The 22,495-nt window shown below is 37.6% G+C and carries 25 protein-coding genes; 6 read left to right on the forward strand and 19 right to left on the reverse strand.

The features are described from left to right. Nucleotides 1-460 precede the first annotated feature (460 nt). Nucleotides 461-1,480: a lipoate--protein ligase gene (locus tag C9J51_RS00750; RefSeq protein WP_107236502.1), complete on the forward strand. Its 1,020-nt coding sequence runs from the start codon at nucleotides 461-463 to the stop codon at nucleotides 1,478-1,480. A 94-nt stretch (nucleotides 1,481-1,574) separates the two neighbouring features. On the opposite strand, the gene C9J51_RS00755 is transcribed toward C9J51_RS00750, so the two are convergent. Together C9J51_RS00755 and C9J51_RS00760 are read right to left on the reverse strand one after the other, a co-directional pair. Further along, on the reverse strand, nucleotides 1,575-2,507 hold the full coding sequence (locus C9J51_RS00755; protein ID WP_045040129.1) for a cation diffusion facilitator family transporter: 933 nt from the start codon (nucleotides 2,505-2,507) through the stop codon (nucleotides 1,575-1,577). 76 nt (nucleotides 2,508-2,583) lie between these two features. Continuing rightward, a complete protein-coding gene (locus C9J51_RS00760) occupies nucleotides 2,584-3,189 on the reverse strand; it encodes a DNA-3-methyladenine glycosylase I (RefSeq protein ID WP_045040128.1) in 606 nt (201 codons plus the stop codon). A 243-nt stretch (nucleotides 3,190-3,432) separates the two neighbouring features. On the opposite strand from C9J51_RS00760, the gene C9J51_RS00765 reads away from it, so the two are divergent. After that, nucleotides 3,433-3,705 (forward strand): hypothetical protein, encoded by a 273-nt coding sequence (locus tag C9J51_RS00765; protein WP_045036442.1) that lies wholly within the window; start codon nucleotides 3,433-3,435, stop codon nucleotides 3,703-3,705. Between the two features lie 217 nt (nucleotides 3,706-3,922). On the opposite strand, the gene C9J51_RS00770 is transcribed toward C9J51_RS00765, so the two are convergent. The 4 genes from C9J51_RS00770 to C9J51_RS00785 all read right to left on the reverse strand — a co-directional run bounded on the left by C9J51_RS00770 (nucleotide 3,923) and on the right by C9J51_RS00785 (nucleotide 8,010). Continuing rightward, a complete protein-coding gene (locus tag C9J51_RS00770; RefSeq protein ID WP_045036441.1) occupies nucleotides 3,923-4,237 on the reverse strand; it encodes a hypothetical protein in 315 nt (104 codons plus the stop codon). 156 nt (nucleotides 4,238-4,393) lie between these two features. After that, nucleotides 4,394-5,296, reverse strand: a complete 903-nt coding sequence (secF, locus tag C9J51_RS00775; protein WP_045040127.1) for a protein translocase subunit SecF — start codon at nucleotides 5,294-5,296, stop codon at nucleotides 4,394-4,396. Between the two features lie 4 nt (nucleotides 5,297-5,300). Then, the gene (gene secD, locus C9J51_RS00780) at nucleotides 5,301-7,115 is read right to left on the reverse strand and encodes a protein translocase subunit SecD (RefSeq protein WP_045040126.1); all 1,815 of its coding nucleotides are present in this window, start codon (nucleotides 7,113-7,115) and stop codon (nucleotides 5,301-5,303) included. 256 nt (nucleotides 7,116-7,371) lie between these two features. Beyond that, nucleotides 7,372-8,010: a hypothetical protein gene (locus tag C9J51_RS00785; RefSeq protein WP_045036521.1), complete on the reverse strand. Its 639-nt coding sequence runs from the start codon at nucleotides 8,008-8,010 to the stop codon at nucleotides 7,372-7,374. A gap of 214 nt (nucleotides 8,011-8,224) precedes the next feature. Here C9J51_RS00785 and C9J51_RS00790 point away from each other — a divergent pair, with 214 nt between their 5' ends. Further along, entirely contained in the window at nucleotides 8,225-9,094 is an 870-nt protein-coding gene (locus tag C9J51_RS00790; protein WP_045040125.1) for an NAD(P)-dependent oxidoreductase, read from the forward strand. A 105-nt stretch (nucleotides 9,095-9,199) separates the two neighbouring features. Here the strand turns inward: C9J51_RS00790 and C9J51_RS00795 are convergent, their stop codons facing one another. From C9J51_RS00795 to C9J51_RS00815, 5 genes are all read right to left on the reverse strand, one after another. Then, nucleotides 9,200-10,465 (reverse strand): NupC/NupG family nucleoside CNT transporter, encoded by a 1,266-nt coding sequence (locus C9J51_RS00795; protein ID WP_045036437.1) that lies wholly within the window; start codon nucleotides 10,463-10,465, stop codon nucleotides 9,200-9,202. 479 nt (nucleotides 10,466-10,944) lie between these two features. Then, nucleotides 10,945-11,379, reverse strand: coding sequence for a thioredoxin TrxC (gene trxC / locus C9J51_RS00800; RefSeq protein WP_045040124.1), 435 nt, complete (start codon nucleotides 11,377-11,379; stop codon nucleotides 10,945-10,947). A gap of 210 nt (nucleotides 11,380-11,589) precedes the next feature. After that, nucleotides 11,590-11,895 (reverse strand): hypothetical protein, encoded by a 306-nt coding sequence (locus C9J51_RS00805; protein WP_045036435.1) that lies wholly within the window; start codon nucleotides 11,893-11,895, stop codon nucleotides 11,590-11,592. 131 nt (nucleotides 11,896-12,026) lie between these two features. Then, nucleotides 12,027-12,449 carry a GNAT family N-acetyltransferase gene (locus tag C9J51_RS00810; protein WP_107274785.1) on the reverse strand — a complete coding sequence of 141 codons (423 nt, stop codon included), beginning with the start codon at nucleotides 12,447-12,449 and terminating at the stop codon, nucleotides 12,027-12,029. Nucleotides 12,450-12,504: 55 nt separating this feature from the next. Then, nucleotides 12,505-13,071: a GNAT family N-acetyltransferase gene (locus C9J51_RS00815; RefSeq protein WP_045040122.1), complete on the reverse strand. Its 567-nt coding sequence runs from the start codon at nucleotides 13,069-13,071 to the stop codon at nucleotides 12,505-12,507. Nucleotides 13,072-13,206: 135 nt separating this feature from the next. Between C9J51_RS00815 and C9J51_RS00820 the strand changes: the two genes are divergently transcribed. After that, a complete protein-coding gene (locus C9J51_RS00820) occupies nucleotides 13,207-13,812 on the forward strand; it encodes a DNA-3-methyladenine glycosylase family protein (RefSeq protein ID WP_045036519.1) in 606 nt (201 codons plus the stop codon). 240 nt (nucleotides 13,813-14,052) lie between these two features. On the opposite strand, the gene C9J51_RS00825 is transcribed toward C9J51_RS00820, so the two are convergent. The 3 genes from C9J51_RS00825 to C9J51_RS00835 form a co-directional block, all read right to left on the reverse strand. Beyond that, nucleotides 14,053-14,331: a hypothetical protein gene (locus C9J51_RS00825; protein ID WP_045040121.1), complete on the reverse strand. Its 279-nt coding sequence runs from the start codon at nucleotides 14,329-14,331 to the stop codon at nucleotides 14,053-14,055. 387 nt (nucleotides 14,332-14,718) lie between these two features. After that, nucleotides 14,719-15,726: a transposase gene (locus C9J51_RS00830; protein ID WP_107274786.1), complete on the reverse strand. Its 1,008-nt coding sequence runs from the start codon at nucleotides 15,724-15,726 to the stop codon at nucleotides 14,719-14,721. An 81-nt stretch (nucleotides 15,727-15,807) separates the two neighbouring features. Further along, nucleotides 15,808-16,392 (reverse strand): hypothetical protein, encoded by a 585-nt coding sequence (locus C9J51_RS00835; RefSeq protein ID WP_045039478.1) that lies wholly within the window; start codon nucleotides 16,390-16,392, stop codon nucleotides 15,808-15,810. A gap of 343 nt (nucleotides 16,393-16,735) precedes the next feature. Here C9J51_RS00835 and C9J51_RS00840 point away from each other — a divergent pair, with 343 nt between their 5' ends. Continuing rightward, complete coding sequence (locus C9J51_RS00840; RefSeq protein WP_045039489.1) at nucleotides 16,736-17,074, forward strand: hypothetical protein; 339 nt, start codon at nucleotides 16,736-16,738, stop codon at nucleotides 17,072-17,074. 29 nt (nucleotides 17,075-17,103) lie between these two features. On the opposite strand, the gene C9J51_RS00845 is transcribed toward C9J51_RS00840, so the two are convergent. The 5 genes from C9J51_RS00845 to C9J51_RS00865 all read right to left on the reverse strand — a co-directional run bounded on the left by C9J51_RS00845 (nucleotide 17,104) and on the right by C9J51_RS00865 (nucleotide 20,908). Further along, nucleotides 17,104-17,520: a GFA family protein gene (locus C9J51_RS00845; protein ID WP_045039477.1), complete on the reverse strand. Its 417-nt coding sequence runs from the start codon at nucleotides 17,518-17,520 to the stop codon at nucleotides 17,104-17,106. Between the two features lie 351 nt (nucleotides 17,521-17,871). Continuing rightward, a complete protein-coding gene (locus C9J51_RS00850) occupies nucleotides 17,872-19,218 on the reverse strand; it encodes an SIR2 family protein (protein WP_052667836.1) in 1,347 nt (448 codons plus the stop codon). A 359-nt stretch (nucleotides 19,219-19,577) separates the two neighbouring features. Next, on the reverse strand, nucleotides 19,578-20,006 hold the full coding sequence (locus tag C9J51_RS00855; protein WP_045039476.1) for a helix-turn-helix domain-containing protein: 429 nt from the start codon (nucleotides 20,004-20,006) through the stop codon (nucleotides 19,578-19,580). Further along, nucleotides 20,003-20,314, reverse strand: a complete 312-nt coding sequence (locus tag C9J51_RS00860) for a type II toxin-antitoxin system HigB family toxin (protein ID WP_045039475.1) — start codon at nucleotides 20,312-20,314, stop codon at nucleotides 20,003-20,005. Before C9J51_RS00860 ends, C9J51_RS00855 begins: the two co-directional genes overlap by 4 nt. Before the next feature lie 396 nt (nucleotides 20,315-20,710). Then, complete coding sequence (locus C9J51_RS00865; RefSeq protein WP_045037623.1) at nucleotides 20,711-20,908, reverse strand: hypothetical protein; 198 nt, start codon at nucleotides 20,906-20,908, stop codon at nucleotides 20,711-20,713. A 473-nt stretch (nucleotides 20,909-21,381) separates the two neighbouring features. Here C9J51_RS00865 and C9J51_RS00870 point away from each other — a divergent pair, with 473 nt between their 5' ends. Next, a complete protein-coding gene (locus tag C9J51_RS00870) occupies nucleotides 21,382-22,320 on the forward strand; it encodes a Dyp-type peroxidase (RefSeq protein ID WP_045039474.1) in 939 nt (312 codons plus the stop codon). Nucleotides 22,321-22,495: the final 175 nt, after the last annotated feature.

The raw sequence follows: 22,495 nt of genomic DNA on the forward strand, positions 1-22,495 counted from the left end.
GAACAATCAGTAACTAATCTAGTTCGACATAATATTTTCATATCATATATAGATTAGAGGTAGCATGGTGATCAATCCATGCTCTTACTGATTATTATTTATCATCTCCCCTCCTCCTTACTATTCTCACACCACACAACTCACCATAACCATTTACTTATTCGTTACATTAATCGCAGTAACCAACAACAAATAGTAACCTTACCTTGCAATTATCGCTGTTTTCATTCCAAATTTGTGATGCTATTCTCATTTCATGATCTAGAAAACAACAAAATTCTCTAGGCGAGCCATAATTAAAAACATGTTACCAAATCACATTTGTTCCAGTTTATAGGATGTGATTTGGTTTTTTTATACTAACGCTTTCCAACAACATCTTTTGTTTTATATTGTCTGCTTTACCTCTTTCACATCACAAGGTAAATTCATTGCATCCACATTTAGTCAGGTATGCATGATGTCGCCAAAAATTAGAGTACTGATTTCAGACTCAACTAACCCATGGTTCAACCTTGCTGTTGAAGATGCTATTTTCCGAACAATGTCCCCTCATCAACGGGTGTTATTTTTATGGCGCAATGACAATACAGTTGTTATTGGTCGAGCACAAAACCCATGGAAAGAATGTAATACACTAAAAATGGAACAAGATGGCATTACGTTAGCACGTCGCCAAAGTGGTGGTGGTACAGTCTTCCATGATCTTGGCAATACTAACTTTACTTTTATGGCAGGAAAGCCTGATTACAATAAAACAGTATCAACTGAAATTGTACTTACCGCGCTAAAACAATTAGGTATAAAAGGAAAAGCAACGGGTCGTAATGATTTAGTTGTAGAAGATATTGAAGGAGAGCGTAAGTTTTCAGGCTCAGCATACCGCGAAACAATGGATCGTGGGTTTCACCATGGCACATTATTATTGAGTGCGGATTTAACTCAACTGGCAAATTACCTTAACCCAGATAAAAAGAAACTTGCGGCAAAAGGGATCACCTCAGTACGTTCACGCGTAACAAATCTCAATCAAATAGTCGCAAATATTGATCATAAAATGGTGTGTGATGCCATTATTAAGACGTTTTGTGATTACTATAATGAACATGCTCAAGCTGAACATATTTCACCACAAGCATTGCCTGAATTAGCCGGTTTTAATGAAACCTTTGCTAAGTTTAGCCGTTGGGACTGGAATTTTGGTAACACACCACAGTTCACACATAGCTTAGATGAACGTTTTACTTGGGGAGGAATAGAGCTACACCTTGATGTTAATAAAGGTGTGATCACTGAAGTGAAACTATTTACGGACAGTCTTGATCCCGCACCGTTAGAATTATTAGAACAGCGATTACTCAATCTGCCTTATAATACAGCTGCCATTACAACAGCTATCAATAACTTATCCATTGAATATCCGTACCATAATGATGTATTGATGGATATTGATAAATGGTTACAAAATACGGTTAATTAATCTTATTAGCATTACAATAAAAAAATCATTGTATTGTAATGGCATAATAACAAGACCGCTTTAATCATCGGTCTTGTTATTAAAAAAACCTATTTTATAATTCCTTTTTATCACCACAATCATCGCAACATGGATTTAGCATTCGCTCTTGACAATTATATGGCTCAATATGAATAATAATATCGGCAACTTCATCTAATTCATTTAATAAATGTGTTGTGAATTTTTCGGTAATATTATGTGCACGGTCAACTGTCATTTCAGGATCAACCAGTAAATGAAAATCTAATAAAATAATACTGCCTGTACGACGACTTCTTATCTCATGAACTTCTTTAATATCTTTATCTTCAGCTGCATATGCTTGAATTTGTTTTTCAATATCAGAATCAGCGTTAGCTTCAGTCAATTCTAAAATGGCAGGCCATAGTATTTCAAATGATGCTTTGAGTATCATCGCTGTCACAATTAAAGCGGCAATTTGATCTAAATAATGGAATGTGGGGAAAAAGTAGTTTGCAATCACTGCAATAGCAACCGGCAGTGAGCTTAATGCGTCTGAACGATGGTGCCACGCATTAGCATATAAAGCTCGACTATTGATTTTTTTAGCTTGAATAACTGTCCAACGATACAGCACTTCTTTGACAACAATAGATATCACAGCTGCGCTAAACGCTAACATACCCGGTTCTGAGTGTGATTTACTGTTGATTGAATGTAATGAATCCCAGCCAATGCCAATACCTACAATAGCCAAGATAAAACCAATAAAAATATTAGTTAACGTCTCAAAACGACCATGACCATAAGGGTGCTCTTTATCGGCGGGTGCTGTCCAATAACGCGATCCAATTAGAATAGCCGTATCAGTTACCAAGTCAGAAAAACTGTGTACACCATCGGCAATAAGTGCCTGACTACCCGTAAGTTTACCGATAGTAATTTTTATAAATGCTAAAGCAATGTTTGCAATAGACCCAACCCAGGTCACTTTCTGAATTAACTTAACTGCCGTTTTAGACATAACGCCCCATAAAAAAGGAAAAATGGATTCGATTATGATAACGAATTTAACTCATTAAATGTGATCTTTTTTATATTTATAACGACTTTATTGTGTCATTTGAAATGCCATGATAACAATGACAATTAATCGTATGATCATTCACCATTCCAACAGCTTGCATAAAAGCATAACAGGTTATATTACCAATAAACTTAAACCCATGCTGTTTTAAAAATTGACTCAAAGCCAATGATTCGACAGTAGTAACCGGCACTTGATCTTTTGAAGACCACTGGTTTAATTGAGGTTTATGGTTAACAAATTGCCAGAGTGGCGTTGCTAAATTACCGTATTGACGTTGTAACGCTTGGGCTGCGCGTGCATTCGTAAACACTGAACGTAACTTACTACGGTGCCTAACGACATCATACGTTGCTATAATTTCAGTTATTCGCGTTTCAATATCTTGATCACTATAAGACGCCAGTGTATCAATATCATACCCCTCAAAGGCTTCTTTATAACTCGCTCTCTTTTTTAGAATGGTATACCAATTAAGCCCTGCTTGAGCGCCTTCTAATGTTAAAAATTCGAATAAATAACAATCATTTTTATTCACCACACCCCACTCATTATCATGATATTGTCCTTCTAACTCCGAGTGGGAAGCCCAATAACAACGTGTTTTTAGCTCTGTCATACCAACCTCATTAATAATAGTAATATTTATAAATGTTTGTTTTATTAATAAGTATACCTAAAATTATATCCATTTAATCTTAATTTATTTTAATCTGAGTTATTCGCAAGCATCATTATTACTTCAAAACACTTATCTACATCACATTATCTATATTAACTATCAATATGTAGTTTTAGTTTAGTTTCTTTACGTCATACTAATGATGTCTATAGCATAGATAGGTTCATTAAGGGATTAAGTATGAAAAATATTGCGGAATTTATCGCACAAATAGAAAATGATAAATGCACATACAATGCTTGGGTATATGCAAAAGAAGGATGCTATAAACAATTACAGTGTAGTGATACTAAGAATTGTTATTCATACCTCAGGGAAATGGTTGAATACCATTTACAAATTGTAATTGAATTGAACAACAATAAACTCGATAGTTATTTATTATTATCCGAAATTAATGTTGTAACTCATATTGCATTTAATAATCAAAAAGTTATCGCGATTGCTGCATAAATAATCAAAACTAATAATGAAAAATATTGGCTAGCTTACCATTATAATAAAAACAGATCATAGGGTCTGTTTTTTTTATCTTACTGTCACCATGGAATATCTTATAACTAAATGTAATTAAAGCCAACAATCACATATGCTCTTTGTTGGCTATAATAAACGTCTTTAATTATAAAACAAATCTTAATTTATAAAAAAGCGACATGCATCGAAAGCTTTATTGTATTTTTGACAAATTATATAGCATGACTTCTTTCCCGGCTTCACAAGCCGAATAACCTTGTTGCCAACCATCTGTAAACTGTATTGATCGATTCTCTAACGTTATATCTTGATTATAGCTATACCCTGCTACTTTGGCTTTTGCCAATGCAGATTCACAGCCTTGGTTATAACCATAATGATAAATGCTGTTGTATTTAACGTCACTTATATATTCACCGGGTAAAAATCGCATCTCACCGTCATTCGTATGCGTACAGCCAACAACTAATAATGCCATGCTACATATGGCTATCATTTTAGGTTGCATGTTATCTCCTTTATCATGCTTATTTAACTCTTTTTCAGTGTAGCAATAATTTGTATTTATAACTAAAAATAAACCTATCTCTTCGAGCCAATACAAAAAAACGCCAGCATGACTGCTGGCGTCTATTACTTACTATTAACAATGTATCGTTAGCGATTAAGGATCTTGTGACTCAGGTTTTGGTAAGTAGTGTTCAGGTTTTAAGCCTAAGAATTCAGGAAGTAGAGTACCTACTGAAATCGATGACCATGTACCTGTTAATACACCAATAAACATCGCAATAGAGAAACCTTGCAATGATGAACCACCTAACAGCCATAATGAACTGATCGTCATCAACGTCGTACCTGATGTCACCATCGTACGTGAGAACGTCGCAATAATTGCTTCATTATTGGTTGCTTCAATATCTTGCTTTGGTTTCGCAATCAAAAGCTCACGAATACGGTCGGCAATAACAATCGAGTCATTCAATGAGTAACCCAAGATTGCCAAGATCGCCGCAAGTACTGTTAAGTTAAACTCCATTTGCGTCATGGCAAAGAAACCAACAGCTAAAATAACATCGTGCATTAGGGCAAGTAATGCACCCGCAGCAAGACGCCATTCAAAACGGTAACTTAGGTAACCAAGAATACAAAGCATTGTCACCAATAATGCTAAACCACCTTGTGATGCCATTTCAGCACCCACTTGTGGTCCAACAATACTAGTATTTAATACTTGTACTTGTGCATGTAGCGGCTCAAGTACTTGAATGATGTCTGGGTAAGTTACCCCTTTCGGTGGTACGGCGTAGCGTAGAATCCAACGGCCAGGTTCATCTGCCGCAATTGCCACAACATCTTGCTTAAAACCAGCATCCATCAATGGTTCAATTTCACTGCTAGTGATTTGACTGTTCATCTGAATTTCACTAACAACACCGCCAGTAAAATCAAGACCCCAGTTTAAACCACGAATACAGATGAAGCTGATCGAGATAACCATTAGCGCAATTGACACGATACCGGTCATATAACGCAATTTAGTTAAGTGTGTAATAATCCAATTTTTCATTGCGTTAAACCCTTACATCTCGACGAGAATCACGACCCCAAACCAAGTTAATAATGGCACGGGAAGTAAATATACCAGTGAACATACTGGTTAGAAGACCTAGACCTAACGTCAATGCAAAGCCTTGAATTGGACCATTACCGATTGAGTAAAGAACCACTGCGGTGATCATAGTTGTAAAGTTGGCATCGAAAATAGTACCAAATGCGCTACTGAAACCACGATCAATTGCTTGAGCAAAACTGCGCCCATCTCGAACCATATCGCGGATACGTTCAAAAATAAGCACGTTGGTATCAACTGCCATACCGACGGTCAATACCAGACCCGCAATACCCGGCAAGGTTAATACCGCCCCTGGAATCAAGGCGATTAAACCGAAAAGCATGATCATGTTAGTAATCAATGCAATGTTTGCAACCCAACCTAAGCGACGGTACCACAATGCCATAAAGACAAGTGTTACGCCTAAACCTAATGCTAGAGCAGCAAAACCATTCTTAATGTTTTCAGCACCCAATGTTGGACCAATTGTACGCTCTTCAACGATAGTAACCGGTGCAGTTAATGAACCTGCACGTAGTAATAACGCCAATTGTTGCGCATCAGCCAATGAACCTGCACCCGTAATACGGAAACGGCTACCTAGTTGAGTTTGAATTGTCGCAACACTGATGATCTTGTTGGTTTGTACTGTTTGACCTTTCGCGTTACGAGTATATTCGCTAAACGAAGTCGCCATTGGTTGACCCACGTTATTACGTGAGAAATCTGACATCATGCTGCCACCAGCACTGTCTAAGGTAATATTAACCTCAGGAGAACCCATCTCACCCATGCTCGCACGTGCATCGATAATATGATCACCTGTTAATACTGGCTTACGGCTAACACGTACAGGACGACCATCTTTGTCGTCAATGATCATTGTGCTACCTGTACCTTCTTGCTTAACAGCGTAGAAAGCCAAACTTGCCGTTGCACCAATAACGTTTTTCGCTGCTGCTGGATCTTGTACACCAGGAAGCTCGATACGAATACGGTTTTCACCTTGGCGCTGTACAGATGCTTCTGTAATACCAAGTTGCTCAATACGACCACGCATAGTTTGCAAGTTCTGCTGTACGGTTAGGTTACGCAGATTGGTTTGCTCATCTTCACGCATAGACAATACTAAGTTATCGCCTTCGCCATTCTTCGCTTGCCATTGTGGATATTGAGTACGAAGGTATGTACGAATTTTATCATTCGCTTCTTCACTTGGCAGACGCACAATAACTTGGTTGCTCTTGGTCATTTCTGAACGTGCAGCACGAATATCTTGCTTACGGAAATCACCACGAAGATCATCAGTCAGCTGCTGGGCATGCTGCTTATAAACTTCTTTCATATCAACATCAAGTAAGAACTGCACACCACCACGTAGATCAAGACCTAACTTAATAGGCTCAAAACCTAGGCCTAATAGCCATTTTGGTGCTGCGGGTTCTAATGCTAACGTTAAACGATCTTCATTATGAATAATGCTGTTTAACGCTTCTTTAGTGTTGGTTTGTTCTTTGGTTGAATTAACCACCACAATCGTGCGAGTTGGCTGCTGTTCAATAGTTTTGGCTTCAATGCCTTTTTCTTTTAGAACACGTTGAATCTCAAAAGGTGTTGGCATTACGCCGCCTTTCGCACTAATTTGTACTGCTGCATTTTCGCCATACCACGTCGGAATAGCACTAAGCAACATAATCGAGACCGTCACAATTAACACAACATATTTCCATGCTGAGTAATGATTCAGAATCTGTTTATTATTCTTTTTTCTCATTATTTTAAGCCATATATCTAGCAACAAATCATATTGTTGCGACCGATAACACATCAATAATTATTATTAACTTTTCTCTTTAAATTAAAGAAAACAACCCATTATTATCATATTCACAGCCGATAATATTAAGTATTAAGTAATAGCTATTGATAGATTTAATACATAAATTAATAAAACGTTTTATGTGTAGATGAAAGCAACATCACTAAGTAAAGCACACCATGCCATAAATGACACAAGCGCCTGTAATGTCTTATGCAGTAACGAACGAATGTCCGTAATGTGAATAGAGTAAATTCGAGTCTTTCCAGCCGGATACGCGTGACGAAGAGGGTTTTATATTTAAAATCCAATCACTTTGTGGGCTGAGGGGCTCCGCATACCCAATGGCAAGCATCGGTATAGGAAGTGAGGGAAATTCAAAGGCTAATTCAAACGTCGGCGCAATTTCATCAGCACTATGATAAAAACTATTTAACGATCGTGTCGAAATATTAATCATATTTTGTAAATTAATCACTTCAGCGCGATGATGTTTACTACTGTGTGGGGGTAGATTTGTTGGTGATGGAAAATTCCATACTAACTTGGTGCTATAAAAGGAAACAGGTAAACCGTTATTACTTACATAGCGATCTGTTGGATGTTTTTGTATCGGTGTTTGATCCGTCTCATGATGATACAGAAACTGCTCAGTATAACTTGCTCTATCTATCGTCACCGCAGCTGGGTTAACCACTTTAGGGTTAAGCACTGGTGCTTCAAGAACATCCGTATAAACAGGATTGGTCGAAGTGAAATGCATAATATTGGTATGTGACGATGCGGAAGCAAATGAACTTGCTCCTAAACATAACACCAATAACATCATACGTAACACAGCTAACAACATTGAGGTTGATTGAACCAATCCATAAAATAAAAGTGAGTGTAATGATAATTGGCAACCCAAATGGTTACAAGCGATTAATCTCGAATAATTAATCCTATCGGTAAACCTCCCTCGTTTGAACAAAATATATACAATTAATACTCACTTTACGCAATAATGGAGTCTGCTATGATGTTACGAGTTGATCACAATTAACATCAAGGAAGTATTAGCTATGACAGCAAACGTTGCTTTTTTAGGACTTGGAACTATGGGCTATCCTATGGCTGGCCACCTCGCCAAGGCCGGCTATCACGTCACCGTTTATAACCGCACCCAAGCAAAAGCCGACACTTGGACCCAAGAATACAATGGCACTATGGCCCTCACACCTTGTGACGCGGTAAAAGATGCCGACATTATTTTTACTTGTGTGGGTAATGATGATGACGTACGTGAAATCTATAAAGGACAGCAAGGTATTTTAGTCACCGCTAAACCGGGGGCTATTTTAGTTGATCACACGACGGCATCAGCAGATGTTGCACGCGAAATTGCCGATGCAGCACATGCTATTGGTTGTGACTTTTTAGATGCCCCCGTTTCAGGTGGTGAAGCTGGCGCGATCAATGGCTGCTTAACTGTCATGGTTGGCGGTAATGAAGCGGTATTTAATAAAGCCAAACACGCTATTGCACAATATGCAAAAGCTACAACGTTAATGGGCGAAACAGGTTATGGCCAAATAACGAAAATGGCTAATCAGTTATGTATCGCAGGTGTATTACAAGGCTTATCAGAAGCCGTAACACTCGCTAAAGCGGCTGGACTTGATATTCACACCATGACCGAAGTCTTAAAACATGGCGCTGCCGGATCATGGCAATTAGAAAATCGTGCTCAAACCATGGCGGCTGATTCTTTTGACTTTGGCTTTGCTATTGATTGGATGCGTAAAGATCTTGCGATTTGCTTTGATGCTGCCGAAAAACTTAATGTTGAACTTCCATTAGCAAAACAAGTTGATAGCGAATATGAAAAGCTACAACAACGTGGGTTTAATCGCGCTGATACCTCAATCTTAATCAAACAATTTGATAAATAGTGACTTAACATAGCGAAAACTAAATACAACAAAGCCGTAGCAATAACGATTACTACGGCTTAATTATTTTTTATATCTAGGGTGTTTATCTAGTAAAAGTATTCATTATAGCGCGACAAAAATACCCGCTAAGGTTGCACTCATTAAGTTCGCCAACGTCGCTGCCATTACGGCTTTAAAACCCAATTTTGCCACATCACTACGACGCTCAGGTGCCATTACACCAATTGAACCAATCTGAATCGCAATCGAACCAATATTAGCAAAACCACATAACGCAAAGGTAATAATAACTTGAGTATGTTGTGATAATGTCTCTTTGATTGATGCAAAATCCATAAAGGCAACAAATTCATTAAGAATCAGTTTTTCACCAATGAACGTACCCGCAGCCATCATTTCATGAGCCGGAACACCAATCACAAAGGCTAATGGAGAAAAGATATAACCCAGAATAAGTTGCATACTCAGTGGCGTAGTTGCAAACCATTGTGACGCAGTATCCATACCAATTGCAGACGTTAAACTCGCAAGACCATAACCCACTTGCTCAAGGCCAGCATTCGCCATCGCAATCACACTCACAAATGCAATGAGCATCGTACCAATTGCAACCGAGACTTTCATACCATTCATTGCGCCCGCAGCCAATGCATCAATCGCATTACTGTGCTCACTGGTCGCCATTTCGATTTCAACTTGCTCTTCTGGTACTTGTTGTTCAGGCACTAAAATTTTCGCCATTAACAAACCACCAGGTGCGGCCATAAAGCTGGCTGCAATCAAAAATTTAAGATCAACACCTAAGCCTGCATAACCACCCAACACAGAACCTGCAACAGATGCCATGCCACATGTCATTACAACGAAAAGTTCAGAGCGGGTCATTTTAGCTAAGAATGGACGCACCAATAATGGTGATTCACCCTGTGACAAAAATATGTTACCCGTTGCGACTAATGATTCAGCACGGCTAGTGCCCAATAATTTTTGAATACCACCACCCAACACTTTAATGACCCATTGCATAATACCGAAGTAGTACAACAATGAGATTAAGGCACTAATGAAGATAACCAATGGCAACACACGGATCGCAAACACAAAACCGCTTTTCTTTATATTAGATAAATCACCAAAAACAAACTGAATGCCAACATCAGCAAAGCTCAATAACCCCGCAATACCATGGCTCATTGCACCCAGCATTTTTTGGCCAAGAGGCACATACAATACCAATGCTGCAAAACTCGCTTGTAACACTAAAGCACCCAGCACTGTGCGCCAATTGATCGCTTTACGGTTATCTGAAAGTAAAATTGCGAATAAAACCAGTACGACAATACCGGCCAAACTAATTAACAACTGCATTATTTCATCCTATGATGTTGCGAATAATGTAGGTATTGATTGTGTTGTGACATCGGAAAAACATTTGCTGAAAAATCAACAAAGGATGGGGATTACGCCAATATGCGCAAACAACTAAAGGGGTGTTCGTCCAATGGTACAACATACAAGTCACCTAAATTAACAAGCTATAGTTAACGCCGGTCCAACTCCGTGGGTCGTTCACATATCCTAGTGACAGCTTGTAATAAGGTGGCTGAACGTAATTGTTCTGGCCGAGGCGGGAGTATATAGAGATCTTGGTCACATTAAAAATTTAGTATAGTGTTTTTTTACATTTATACATAATTCGCACAAATAACATGCTAAATAGCGTTTTTATTACTATTTCATTGAAAAAAACGCACAAAAAAGCCCAGCTATTTTCATATAACCAGGCTTTTACAATTTAAATATACCACCAGCAAATATTAATGACTGACAAAATAGACCATTAATGATTATTTTGTTAACGCGTTATTGAGCCATTCATCAAATGCAGTTTTAGGCATTGCACCATTTAACATATCAACCATCTTACCGTCTTTAAAGACCATAATGGTTGGAATACTACGAATACGGTATTGACCTGCTAATGCTTGTTGCGCTTCTGTATCGATTTTAACGAAACGAGCAGCACCATTACGCTCGGTTGCTACATCAGCAAAAACGGGCGCAAAACCTACGCATGGGCTACACCAAGGGGCCCAAAAATCAACAACAACAGGTTTATCACCATTAATCAAATTTGCAAAGTTATCAGCAGTACCTTCAATTGGCATACCATCAAGTAATTTTTCTTTGCAAGTACCACATGTCGCTTCATCATTCACACGATCAAGGGGTAAACGGTTTAATGTTTTACAATGTGGGCAGCGAGTTGTCATGGTTGTCATAATAAATGTCCAGATCTAAGTCTAAATTATATTTATTTAATCTATCTTTATCATTATTAAAATAAAAGCTGTTTTTACTGATTAAGCTGATAGGAAAAACCTATGGATTCAGATTAGTGTTATATCATGCGCGGTTAACATTAAACGAATGTAAAAAACCAAACGGATTAAAAGCTTAGGTTTTTAATCCGTTTAACACTTCTTACAACGCTACTCACTCAATGGCTGTGTTACTACGGTATTATTTACCTTAGAACAAGTTAAACCCAATGTATCGAGTTTGGTAACAAATGCTTGAGCTTTACTTTCACAGTAACCAATCTCATGGTTTGCACTCCATAAAATTTGGCTACCACTTGCTTTGGTGTATTTAACCTCGCAAGGCACTTTGCTACCCGATTGGCTATAAACTACCTCAACAGTGCGCTCTGCGCTGCCATCTTTACACACATACATATCTTGTGCTGATGCTTGAAAAGACAAAATAGACAACATCAACAATAACATTACTTTCATAATAACCTCAGGATAAAAGCTTTCGTATTAAGTTTAGTCGGCTTGAGAATTAACACCTCAATCCCTCACATTTTATAATGCTAACATTTGTATGATGTACTGCCGATTAACAATCGTTATACCGTCGACTATTACGTAATATTCTGGATCATATTAAAAAAACGGTCATCTGCGCTCGCAATGGTAAAACCACATCGAGTATATAAATGATAAGCAGGACTGATTTTAAACACTCTTAACCTCAACTGTTTTACGCCATATTCACGTGCTAATCGAACAGACTCCGTAATAGCTTGAGCACCAATACCTTGATTTTGATATTGAGCGCTAACTTGAAGATCGCGTAAATAGCATTCGTCATCACCAACAGCTAATCGAATAGCACCTACCACTTCACCATCACACACTATGTCCCAATTTTCTAACCCGGTTATTTGCTCTACTATTGTTGGTTGCTCCCAATTAACAGCATAATGCTCATAATAAGTACGCATATTGTTATATGTGATCTGCGCTGACGCTGATAAATCACGGGTTGATTGGTATAAAATCATCGGCTCTTTCCTTCGTTATCACAACGCTCATTACCACAACACTGTGTAAGCTTCATTAATCGGGTTTATTAACAATCGCTAGCCACTGTTGCTGAGTGATTGCATATAAGCAGTGTCGCTCTAACCGATTTCCTTGATCCAATTTAGGATGATTAAAATCCTGCTGTGTATTTTTCATTCCGATTTTAGCCATAACCCGTTGCGAAGGCTGATTCTGCAAGGCAGTGAAAGCAAAAACTGACGAAGCTTTAAGAACCTCAAAAGCAAACTGTAATGCTTTTGTTGCCGCTTCAGGCGCATAGCCTAATCCCCAATATTCAGCTGATAATCGCCAACCTATTTCGATAAAGGGAGCATTAGGAATGCCACTGGTTTCATCTTGACTATGTAGCCCCACAAAGCCAATAAACTGCCCGGTTGATTTTAACTCCACCGCCCAAAATCCCCATCCGCGTTGTGCTATAAGTTCTTCTATTCTAGAAGCTTGCGCATCACTTTCATTATTGGACAATATTGCAGGAAAATAGCGCATTACTTGAGGATCTGCGTTCAACTGAGCATAAGCACGATAGTCATTCGGCTTCCATTGCCGAAGAATAAGGCGTTGCGTTTCCATATGCATGTTTACTCCTTGTTATATTCTTTATCCTTACCACATAGAGATATATCAACGATGAGTTGCATCAACAACATCTAATCATCATAATTTCAACAATAACTTTTGAATATTGATATTTTCAGATTGAGATTAATGATTATGGATAAGAAATTAATACACCAAGGAATAGAAACGTTAAGCCTTATCGATCAAGATATAGCACAAGCGGTTAAGCAATATGGTTTGCCTGATGGTCGTACTTACCCAAAAGGGTTTGAAGCTTTCCTTTTTACTATTATTAGTCAGCAATTATCGACTAAAGTGGCAATAGCAATCACTGATCGAGTATTAGCATTAATGCCAGCTTGCACCCCAGAACAATTTATTCAAATTCCAACACAAGCATTAAGAGATGCAGGCTTATCTCACCGAAAAATTGAATATACACAAGGTATTGCAACCGCAGCATTAGAAGGCAATTTTGATATCGATGGATTGCAACACCTTGATGATGAACGCGCAATCAAAACAATCATTAACATGCGAGGCCTTGGTCGCTGGAGCGCAGAGATCTACTTAATGTTTGCTTTAGACAGACGTGATATTTTTCCTGCCGATGACTTAGGCGTCCTTTTAGGTTTACAAAAGCTAAAAGGATTAGCATCAAAACCAACACCAAAAGAAGCACGTGACATGGTAACGCATTGGGCTCCGTGGCGAAGTGTTGGCTCACTATTTTTATGGCATTATTATCATCAAAATTAAAGACAGCAATACAATACGAGCATATTCATACGTTAATAATGATGATTTTATTACTATAGTTTACAAGTGCTATTTGAAATAAAAGAACACTTTTAATAAATACAGATATTTGAGGGAAAAATATCACTCGAAGTAAAAACACGGTAAGAATAACCCGTGTTTTTACTTCAACAGTTGTTATAACAAAAGAGGGAAATACCAATAACAAACGTATTAAAAAACCAATAATTACCCTGTTACTTAATTATTGACTGCATAACAAGACCATCCAAAACCTGCCAATTTTTCAGTGAATTGTTGCGCTTTCGTTTCGCAATAACCTATTTTATGCTGAGCGCTCCATAAAATTTCACTGTGATGATTTTTAGTATATTTAACTTCACACAAGGTATTACTGTTTGGGGCATGATAAATCACTTCAACATCACGCTCAGCCTGGCCTTTAGTACACTCGTATCTACTTTGTGCGAATGTTTGAAAAGAAATAACAGCCAACATTAAAAGGATAATATGCTTCATTGTAAATCCAGAATAGTAAATTTTGGCCTAATCTTACTCCTTTTCATCATCACCAACACACGCCATTGTGTCAAAAGTGTCCCCAAAGATACTTTTATCTCGCTAATCATTTACCTCATAAATAACAACAAATTAAATCATACGCACAACGATATCAATGTACCTATTATCCACAGCAGAGCTGTGGACAGCCAAATATTTAAGCTCTTATATTTGGATCCTAAAAAATAAACCATTTCACCTGAAATAGACTCTTTTACTATAAAAGTTACCGCTAATTATTCAAATTATTGGTCAAATAGGTGCTATTACTATATTTCACGATCGACAACACCCACAATATTGACAGTTATTGCGGTATTTTCATCTAATTATAAAAAGCTATATCTAACTAGGGTGTAACTGGTGACTCGCCGACTTTCCTTTGCACCAATGCCCGCCAGCATGTTGTTTGAATGCACACATTTGGGACCATCTACCACTTACGTTAGCGTAATGTTCCATAAATTGTTCGCTATGCTCAAGCCAAGCATCTGCTTTTATTCCTAATTGTTGCAAAATCTTGGGCTGATTAGGTACAAGAAAGCCTTTTTTATCATTTCGAATACAGCGACCAGTCCAATCAATAAGTTCGAGGTAATCGGCAAAAGCAAAGTTTATTCCCGCTTTTTTAGCTTGATGTTCTGCGCCAACAAAGGGTAATAATTGGAAACGAGAGGTATTTGATGATGATTGTTGTGTCGATGTTTTCGTTTGGTGATGTTCACGAATACGCTGCTGAATTGAGGTAAAATCTGATTGATCTAATGACGGTGTAATACCAGCCCTAATCGGATTTAAATCAACATACATCATGCAAGATAGTAACGCTTGTTCATCAAGAAGAGCTTGTGACTTAAACCGTCCTTCCCAAAAAGACCCTTTACATTGATCTTCTTTATTGGCTTTACGGGCTATTTCTTCATTAAGACAACGCATAAACCAGCTAATACTGCCTAATCGTTGCTGCCATTCAGCCACTAAGTCTGATAATGCTTGTTGTTTATCCGAGCTGATTTTCCCTTCTTTTAAAAAATCGACCGCGATAGGATGACCATTAAATAACTGCAACCAGCGTGATATCACCGCTTCTGAAGTTAACTTTTGTTGTTGTTCCGTATCTATTTTAAGTACCAAATGATAATGGTTACTCATCACCGCATAAGCACACACGTCAATACAAAACACAGCGGCTAATTGTTTGATTTTATTTACTATCCAACCGCGACGGTGCTGATAGTTTTTACCGTCATATGGATCATCCCCACATAAATATGCACGACGTACACAACGATTAATTACATGATAAAAAGGCGTAATTTGAGGCTCTATCAATTTGCGTCTTGAGATAGTCATTCGTTTCACCATAAGCAACTTGAAGCTTAAGTGTAGTAGCTCATGGTTGATGTGCAAGGCTATGGCTGTCCTTTGTTTTCTTTATTTGTTTTCTTTAACCCGCTCATATGTTTCTTTCATTTCTTCTGGAGCAATACCATATTCATAATTAGCCAAATAACCATCTTTATAGACCGTCATTCCATTGTCACTCCAACTAACTTTAATGGTTGCCGTTTTACCATCTTTACTTCCCATAAGTTTGAGCATTTCAGTATCAATCAAAATGGCTTTTATCGTTTTAATACGTTTAAAAGATTGAAATTCACTCGATACAGGTAACTCACCATAAGTCTTAACCCAAGTAGACTTAGGAACTAACCATTGATTATAAATATTATCAACAATCGGAGTTATTTTACTCGTAATTACAATATCATTTGTCACACGGTTAGAGGTTTCAACAATAAAACCACCTTTAGTATCAGAAATATAAGTCGGAAAAACTGAACCCATTTCAGTATCTGTGGGTAATCGTCCTAATGTTTTATCTTTCTTTACAAAAACTTGAGCATGTTCAAATTTAGCCATGATTTCAGGGATTTTCTGAAATTCAACGGGAGCAGCAAACACATTACAAGTTAAAGTGAATATAGAAGCAGCAAATATGGTTTTTATCATTTTCATTATCTTATTCTTTAATATCACAGTCAAAAGACTCAGTGAATAATGCAACATTACCTATCCCATCTTACAAGGTAAACGCCCAGTGACTATTGATAATTATAATTGTGCATTTCCTCACATTACTCACTCTCTAAATAAATCATTCATCATCCCTGACAATAGCGTTAACAATTGTCTATTTTATAAAGCGAAAATTATGGCTGTCCTTTGTTTTCATAAAGCGAAAATTATGGCTGTCCTTTGTTTTCATTGTTTTCAGCAACCGCCTTTAGCAACTAAATCCCTACTACATTCAGCCCTTGATAGTGATAGAATCTCCGCATCAAAATTACCGAGAAACTCTATGTTTATCCATCACGTTAATGACATCGACTGGCTAGTGATTACAGCTTTTGAAGAACTGAAAACTTTATTTATCGAAGAAGCTGGTGCGATCCCCGGTTGCTTCTCTACCACCAGCGAATTGAACCTGATTGATCAAGCCAAGCGCACTTATGGATATTTGCCTACACTCAGCGGCATAATCACCGATACAGGCACATTTCAACGCCAGAATAGCGAAGAAGATTTAGACCCACAGCTTGCCTGCCTAGTTGAGGGACGTGGTCGAGTGTTTATCTATCACGGCAGCTTTGTGGCTTTTGTGAATGACGAGCAAACCTTTATTACTCGAATGGACTAACAAATTAATCCCACAAACACCCACCTCATCTACATTTTATCGGCAAAATACGCCATGATTTCAGCGGTCGTCATTTCTTTGGTTTGATTAGTAAAACAATAATAACTAGGGCGGGCATCGCTGAAATACTGCATATTCATTGTTAGCCCGTTTAAATCAGGGAACAAACCTACAGGCATATTATATTCACCACTGGCTTTTATTTTATAGAACAAATGAGTGCCACATTCAGAACAAAAACCACGCGATGCCCAAGCTGATGATGGGTATATTTTAATGTTCTCTTCACCTTCAAAGGTTACTTGAGTACCACATTGAACAGCAAAAAATGGCGCACCACCCCACGTTCGACATGACTGGCAATGACACACTGAAAACTTAGGATTAACGTCTACTGCAACAATTGTTACCGCACCGCAAAGGCAGCTTGCTTTTGAATCTAACATAGTAAAACACCGTCAATTAATGGATAGAGAAGAATAGATATCCAGTCATCATAATTACACATTAAATACTGTATATAAACACAGTCCTATTTTGTGATGTTACTCAAAGAATATAGGACAGCCACATATTTACGTTAAAAATTCAATACTCTATGAGTAGATTCCCTATCGTCCTCCAGAACATTCACTGTAGGAAATGACGATAATCAGTCCTGACAATAACATTAATTCTTATCTGTTTTCTAAAGGGAAAGTTATGGGTGTCCTATGTTTTTTTGGTGTCCTATGTTTTTTTCTTCCAACACTTGAATAGGTGTCGGCTGCGCGACACATATCCTCATCTGTTATACATTAGATCCACGGCGGATGATGAATTACAATTTCATCAGGGCTATTTAGTGATTTAAGATACTGTGTTGCTTGCTTTAATGATACTTTATGAGCGTTAGGGTTCGACCTAACAAAGCTAATAAAGTCTTCAAAAGTATATAGATCTTCTTTTGCACCAAAAGCAAAGTACTTTGGAATCTCAAAGTCTGCACTATCAAAACAGTTGTCTAAGTGATAAATCAGCCCTCGAATATAACCTTCGACATAAGCGACCCCAGTATAACTTTTGACTTTTCTTTTCTCTGACTGAATATGTTGATATCCAACAATTAGTTTCTGTAACCAACATGGATGAGAATATTCACCTGAATATCGATTTTTTTGTATCCTTTGAAGCGCATGAATTACCCCATCTTGGTAACAAGCAGCATAGATGATCTGTGGGCATTCAGTGTTGCTAACTTTATTAGCCATTTCGATGTGCTCATCTGCGAAATCACTTAGTATGAATGAAGACAGCTCGTAGGAAAGATCTGGAAGTAAAAGGTCTCGCTCAACTGCCTCTTGCTTTACCAATTCTAGGAAGTAAGTTCCATCGGTTACGATTGGAATAAGCCCAGCCTCTCTAAATCGCTCAGCCTCAACTTCAAAAGGAGTCACTACATACGCCTGTCGATGTAGAAGATCCATTTGAGATTTTACCAAGCCATATACCTCTTGAAAATCACTATCACGCATTGAATAACCAATAAAAATAACTGTTTGAGTCGCCAAGATGGTTTTGAGCATACCACCAATCAACTCCTCATTGAGACGCCTAGTACACTCCGTGTAGTCATCCTCTGTTGCTACAACAGTTGAAAGATTATCGATTGAACCGTGAATTTTTAATATACGGCGGTCTGCAACCTCCCAAAATGCTAAATCACTATCTAAGACAAAAGGCGTTGCATGAGAAAAGTCTTCAAAATAAGTATCCCAATTTGTCGTAACGATATTTTTAACAGGGAAAAGAGTTCCAATTGATTTATGAAAAGACGTAGCCATTTTTTGCAATTCAGGGAAAGAATCAATGGTTTTAAACCTTGAACGAATCATTTGTAACAGCTTCATACGTCCATTTGGTTGGTTACAGAATTCTTGCATCATTTGCGGAAAGCTTAGGTCTTTATCGGATACATTAATCTCCTTTGCTACCTGCTCATAAAAGTTAATATTTAATACAGTTGGAGCTTCTGTGCTAATACCCGCCCCAGTAAAAAACGTAACTTTCCCTGCTAGTACTTCATCGACTAACTCCTTTGGAAGCTGTACATCAATATTATTTTTGCAACCAACACAATCGCAATTATTTTCATGAGATTTCAAAACATTCTCCTAATGTATAACAACTTGCCCGAATTTGTTCTTTGAACATACGCCGTATTTATCTTTTCATAATATAAAAAGCATTATAAATCCAAGAATATAGGACAGCCATATATTTACGTTAAAAATTCAATGCGCTATGAGTAGATTCCCTATCGCCCTCTTGGGCATTCACTGTAGGGAATGACGGTAATCAGCCCGGACAATAGCGTTAATTCTTGTCTGTTTTTTAAAGGGAAATTTATGGGTGTCCTATGTTTTTTTCATCATGACATTCGTAATATTTACTTATATAAGGCTGCTTGGGCTTGTCCAGCACTTCGGATAAGTGTCGGTTGCGCAACACATATCCTTATCGGTTAAACGCAGCTAAAAAACAATGCAGGGCTGATATTATATTTAGATGAAATAGCTTGAATATGCTCTTTCGTTAGCTTACGAGAACCATTAAGGATCATTGAAACTAAACTTTTACCACCAATGACATCTTTTAAGTCATCAGCTTTAAGTTGATACTGATCCATTAATACACGTAGTGTTGCTACACCATCATCTAAGTGCTCAATACGAGCATTAAACTCTGCAAATTCATCGGCATGATCTTCCCAACGTTCGATAGAGACTTCTAAAACCTCAATTAATGGTTTGTAGATATCATATTCTTCAATAAGATCTTCCATTAACGCCAAGGCTTCAGCATATTCCTCTTCCGTTGAAATATGACCGACAAAACTAGCCATTGAAAATAATTGTAATGCTGTTGATTTAACTTGATTAAAATTTTTCATTTCGACTCCTTTGCGTATTTGGCACATAATTTGTCATATTCTGCGTGAGGAACAATATGCTTAACAAACATTCTGTTATCTCGAAATTCGATAAAAGTCATTAATCGTAAATTATTCCCACCGATATCCAGAACATACCATTTATCTTTATACTTAAAGTTATCTAAGCTTGGGTAAACATTTTTCATTTCAAGTGGATTTGAAAAGTTATTATTTTTTAATGATTTATATATTGCATCAATGGCCGCAGCATCATTCGGGTATTTTTTTGCCGCATCACTAAAAGGTTTTCTTGATATTACGTGCATAAACACCTCTAAATTCACTATATGTGAATATAGCACCTACGAACAAAGTTCACAAGTTGTGAACTCACAAGAATACAGGACAGCCATATATTACTTTAAACATTCAACACTCTGTAAGTAGATTCCCTATCGCCATCGCGGGCATTCACTGTAGGGAATGACGGTAATTGTTTGGGGGTATTTAAACAAAAAAGGGACACTACGATGAGCATCCCTAGGAAGAGTTCAGAGTGCGAGCTATAACAGTTTGCTTATACCTCGCGTTAATAATGTAAGTTGCCTTACTTTGCCTCTGACATTGCTGTACGTTCACGATTTGGAACGTTGTAATGCGGTTAACGAATAACTGATACATGCACCTCGCCTCGTTGGCTAATGCGCTAATTCATCCCATTCTTAATGCAATAAACCCAACTCTCTGGCTTCGGCAAGGGTTAACCCACTTGCTTGAATATCGCGTAGCATCTCAATGCGTCGTCGTGCAGCACCTTGCTGCTTCTTGCTATCTGCGATGTTGGTTGCTGAATCGTCTTTGTGTTCCCACTTAGATGAAACGGCAGACATTTCTGAATAATCAATAGAGTTAATAGACACAATACCCTCCTAAAGAAACCTGTGTCGACATGCAGTACTTAGTATCAAAGGTTTTTAATTGAAAAAAGCACATAACAACAACTTTGTGAACAAGGCCATATTCGTAATAAAATTACTAAAAAAGACTAGTAATAGATCTATTTATTGCGTAGTTTTGATCATTCATGCTTTACAAATAACGCATGCTTAAACGCAAAATATTTATTCCGTTATGTCGCCCTTTTGTCCCATGTGTTTATCCACTTTTACTCATAAAACACCCTACTAAGTTCATACCATCACGTTAATACCATTAGAAGTAAAAATTATTAACGATATAAACAGTTAATGCACTTCGTTGTTTCACTATTAACAACAGATTAGGTATCATTTTACAGTCTAAAATGTGAAACTTTACATTACAAAAATTTACCTATAGCTCGCTATCTAAAAAGCGTACCGTTACAAGATAGCTTTAATTAAGGTCCACTATTATGAATGCAATGTTATCTGAACGTGCCCAACCAGGCGCTTTATCAAATCCAAATACGTTTGCTGAATATCTTACTTTTGTTTTTAAAGCAGATATTGATGCCGAAGCCGTAAGCGATGCCTTCGCTAAAATTCAGATCATTGAAAAATCCATTGGCCAAAAAGATTCAGACGCAGATCTTAGCTTTACACTAGGTGTCTCTCAACACGGTTGGTCAACCGCTTTCCCTACAACACCGGTTCCTGCTTTACTACAAGATTTTAAAGCGATGGTTGATGGCGAACGCCAATTCCCTAGCACCCCTGGTGATGTATTTATCATGATTAAATCTGAACGTATGGATTTAAACTATCAAGCCGCTAAATACCTTGCACAATCATTTACTAAAGTAGCAACATTAATTGAAGATATTCAAGGCTTTAAATACCTTGATAGCCGCGACATGATTGATTTTGTTGATGGTACTGAAAACCCTAAAAATACAGCACGTCTAAATGCTGTATTAGTGGTTGACGATCTTGATATTCACCAAGGTGGTAGCTACTTAACGGTTCAACGTTATATTGACCGTCAAGGTTTATGGGACAAGCAGCCAACTGAATACCAAGAGCAAGTTATCGGTCGTACTAAGCTTGATGATATTGAACTTGATGATGATGTGAAGCCTGTATGGGCGCACAACAATAAAAGTAAAGTGATCATTGATGACACAGAAATCAAAATGCTGCGTCAAAACCGTCCGTTTGGTAATGCGATGGAACATGGCACCATGTTTATCGGTTTAACTGCATCACCTGTTATTATGAGCACATCATTGCAACAAATGATCTTTGCTGACAGTAACGGCCATTACGACCGTTTACTTGATTTTGTTGAAGCGAAAACAGGTACTAACTACTTTATCGTTTCTCAAACACTATTAGACACTTTTGCTGACTAATCTTGTTTAATAATCTGTAAATTTTTCAGCCCATTGGCGTTTATCGTTAATGGGCTGATTTTGTAATAACACCCAGAGCAATATAATTAACGAATATAAATCAGCATAAGTAAATCTTTGTTATCACTAACTCATTGAATCTATTAAGCCTCGTTTTATTTAACAGAATAATGGC

This window comes from Photobacterium iliopiscarium, from assembly GCF_003026395.1.
Classification (GTDB): Bacteria; Pseudomonadota; Gammaproteobacteria; order Enterobacterales; family Vibrionaceae; genus Photobacterium; species Photobacterium iliopiscarium.

What these genes read in the sequence shown, in the direction of transcription:
- C9J51_RS00750 (WP_107236502.1), top strand. Translation starts at nt 461, where the DNA reads ATGTCGCCAAAAATTAGAGTACTGATTTCAGACTCAACTAACCCATGG.
- C9J51_RS00755 (WP_045040129.1), bottom strand. Translation starts at nt 2,507, where the DNA reads ATGTCTAAAACGGCAGTTAAGTTAATTCAGAAAGTGACCTGGGTTGGG.
- C9J51_RS00760 (WP_045040128.1), bottom strand. Translation starts at nt 3,189, where the DNA reads ATGACAGAGCTAAAAACACGTTGTTATTGGGCTTCCCACTCGGAGTTA.
- C9J51_RS00765 (WP_045036442.1), top strand. Translation starts at nt 3,433, where the DNA reads ATGAAAAATATTGCGGAATTTATCGCACAAATAGAAAATGATAAATGC.
- C9J51_RS00770 (WP_045036441.1), bottom strand. Translation starts at nt 4,237, where the DNA reads ATGCAACCTAAAATGATAGCCATATGTAGCATGGCATTATTAGTTGTT.
- secF (WP_045040127.1), bottom strand. Translation starts at nt 5,296, where the DNA reads ATGAAAAATTGGATTATTACACACTTAACTAAATTGCGTTATATGACC.
- secD (WP_045040126.1), bottom strand. Translation starts at nt 7,115, where the DNA reads ATGAGAAAAAAGAATAATAAACAGATTCTGAATCATTACTCAGCATGG.
- C9J51_RS00785 (WP_045036521.1), bottom strand. Translation starts at nt 8,010, where the DNA reads ATGTTGTTAGCTGTGTTACGTATGATGTTATTGGTGTTATGTTTAGGA.
- C9J51_RS00790 (WP_045040125.1), top strand. Translation starts at nt 8,225, where the DNA reads ATGACAGCAAACGTTGCTTTTTTAGGACTTGGAACTATGGGCTATCCT.
- C9J51_RS00795 (WP_045036437.1), bottom strand. Translation starts at nt 10,465, where the DNA reads ATGCAGTTGTTAATTAGTTTGGCCGGTATTGTCGTACTGGTTTTATTC.
- trxC (WP_045040124.1), bottom strand. Translation starts at nt 11,379, where the DNA reads ATGACAACCATGACAACTCGCTGCCCACATTGTAAAACATTAAACCGT.
- C9J51_RS00805 (WP_045036435.1), bottom strand. Translation starts at nt 11,895, where the DNA reads ATGAAAGTAATGTTATTGTTGATGTTGTCTATTTTGTCTTTTCAAGCA.
- C9J51_RS00810 (WP_107274785.1), bottom strand. Translation starts at nt 12,449, where the DNA reads ATGATTTTATACCAATCAACCCGTGATTTATCAGCGTCAGCGCAGATC.
- C9J51_RS00815 (WP_045040122.1), bottom strand. Translation starts at nt 13,071, where the DNA reads ATGCATATGGAAACGCAACGCCTTATTCTTCGGCAATGGAAGCCGAAT.
- C9J51_RS00820 (WP_045036519.1), top strand. Translation starts at nt 13,207, where the DNA reads ATGGATAAGAAATTAATACACCAAGGAATAGAAACGTTAAGCCTTATC.
- C9J51_RS00825 (WP_045040121.1), bottom strand. Translation starts at nt 14,331, where the DNA reads ATGAAGCATATTATCCTTTTAATGTTGGCTGTTATTTCTTTTCAAACA.
- C9J51_RS00830 (WP_107274786.1), bottom strand. Translation starts at nt 15,726, where the DNA reads ATGACTATCTCAAGACGCAAATTGATAGAGCCTCAAATTACGCCTTTT.
- C9J51_RS00835 (WP_045039478.1), bottom strand. Translation starts at nt 16,392, where the DNA reads ATGAAAATGATAAAAACCATATTTGCTGCTTCTATATTCACTTTAACT.
- C9J51_RS00840 (WP_045039489.1), top strand. Translation starts at nt 16,736, where the DNA reads ATGTTTATCCATCACGTTAATGACATCGACTGGCTAGTGATTACAGCT.
- C9J51_RS00845 (WP_045039477.1), bottom strand. Translation starts at nt 17,520, where the DNA reads ATGTTAGATTCAAAAGCAAGCTGCCTTTGCGGTGCGGTAACAATTGTT.
- C9J51_RS00855 (WP_045039476.1), bottom strand. Translation starts at nt 20,006, where the DNA reads ATGAAAAATTTTAATCAAGTTAAATCAACAGCATTACAATTATTTTCA.
- C9J51_RS00860 (WP_045039475.1), bottom strand. Translation starts at nt 20,314, where the DNA reads ATGCACGTAATATCAAGAAAACCTTTTAGTGATGCGGCAAAAAAATAC.
- C9J51_RS00870 (WP_045039474.1), top strand. Translation starts at nt 21,382, where the DNA reads ATGAATGCAATGTTATCTGAACGTGCCCAACCAGGCGCTTTATCAAAT.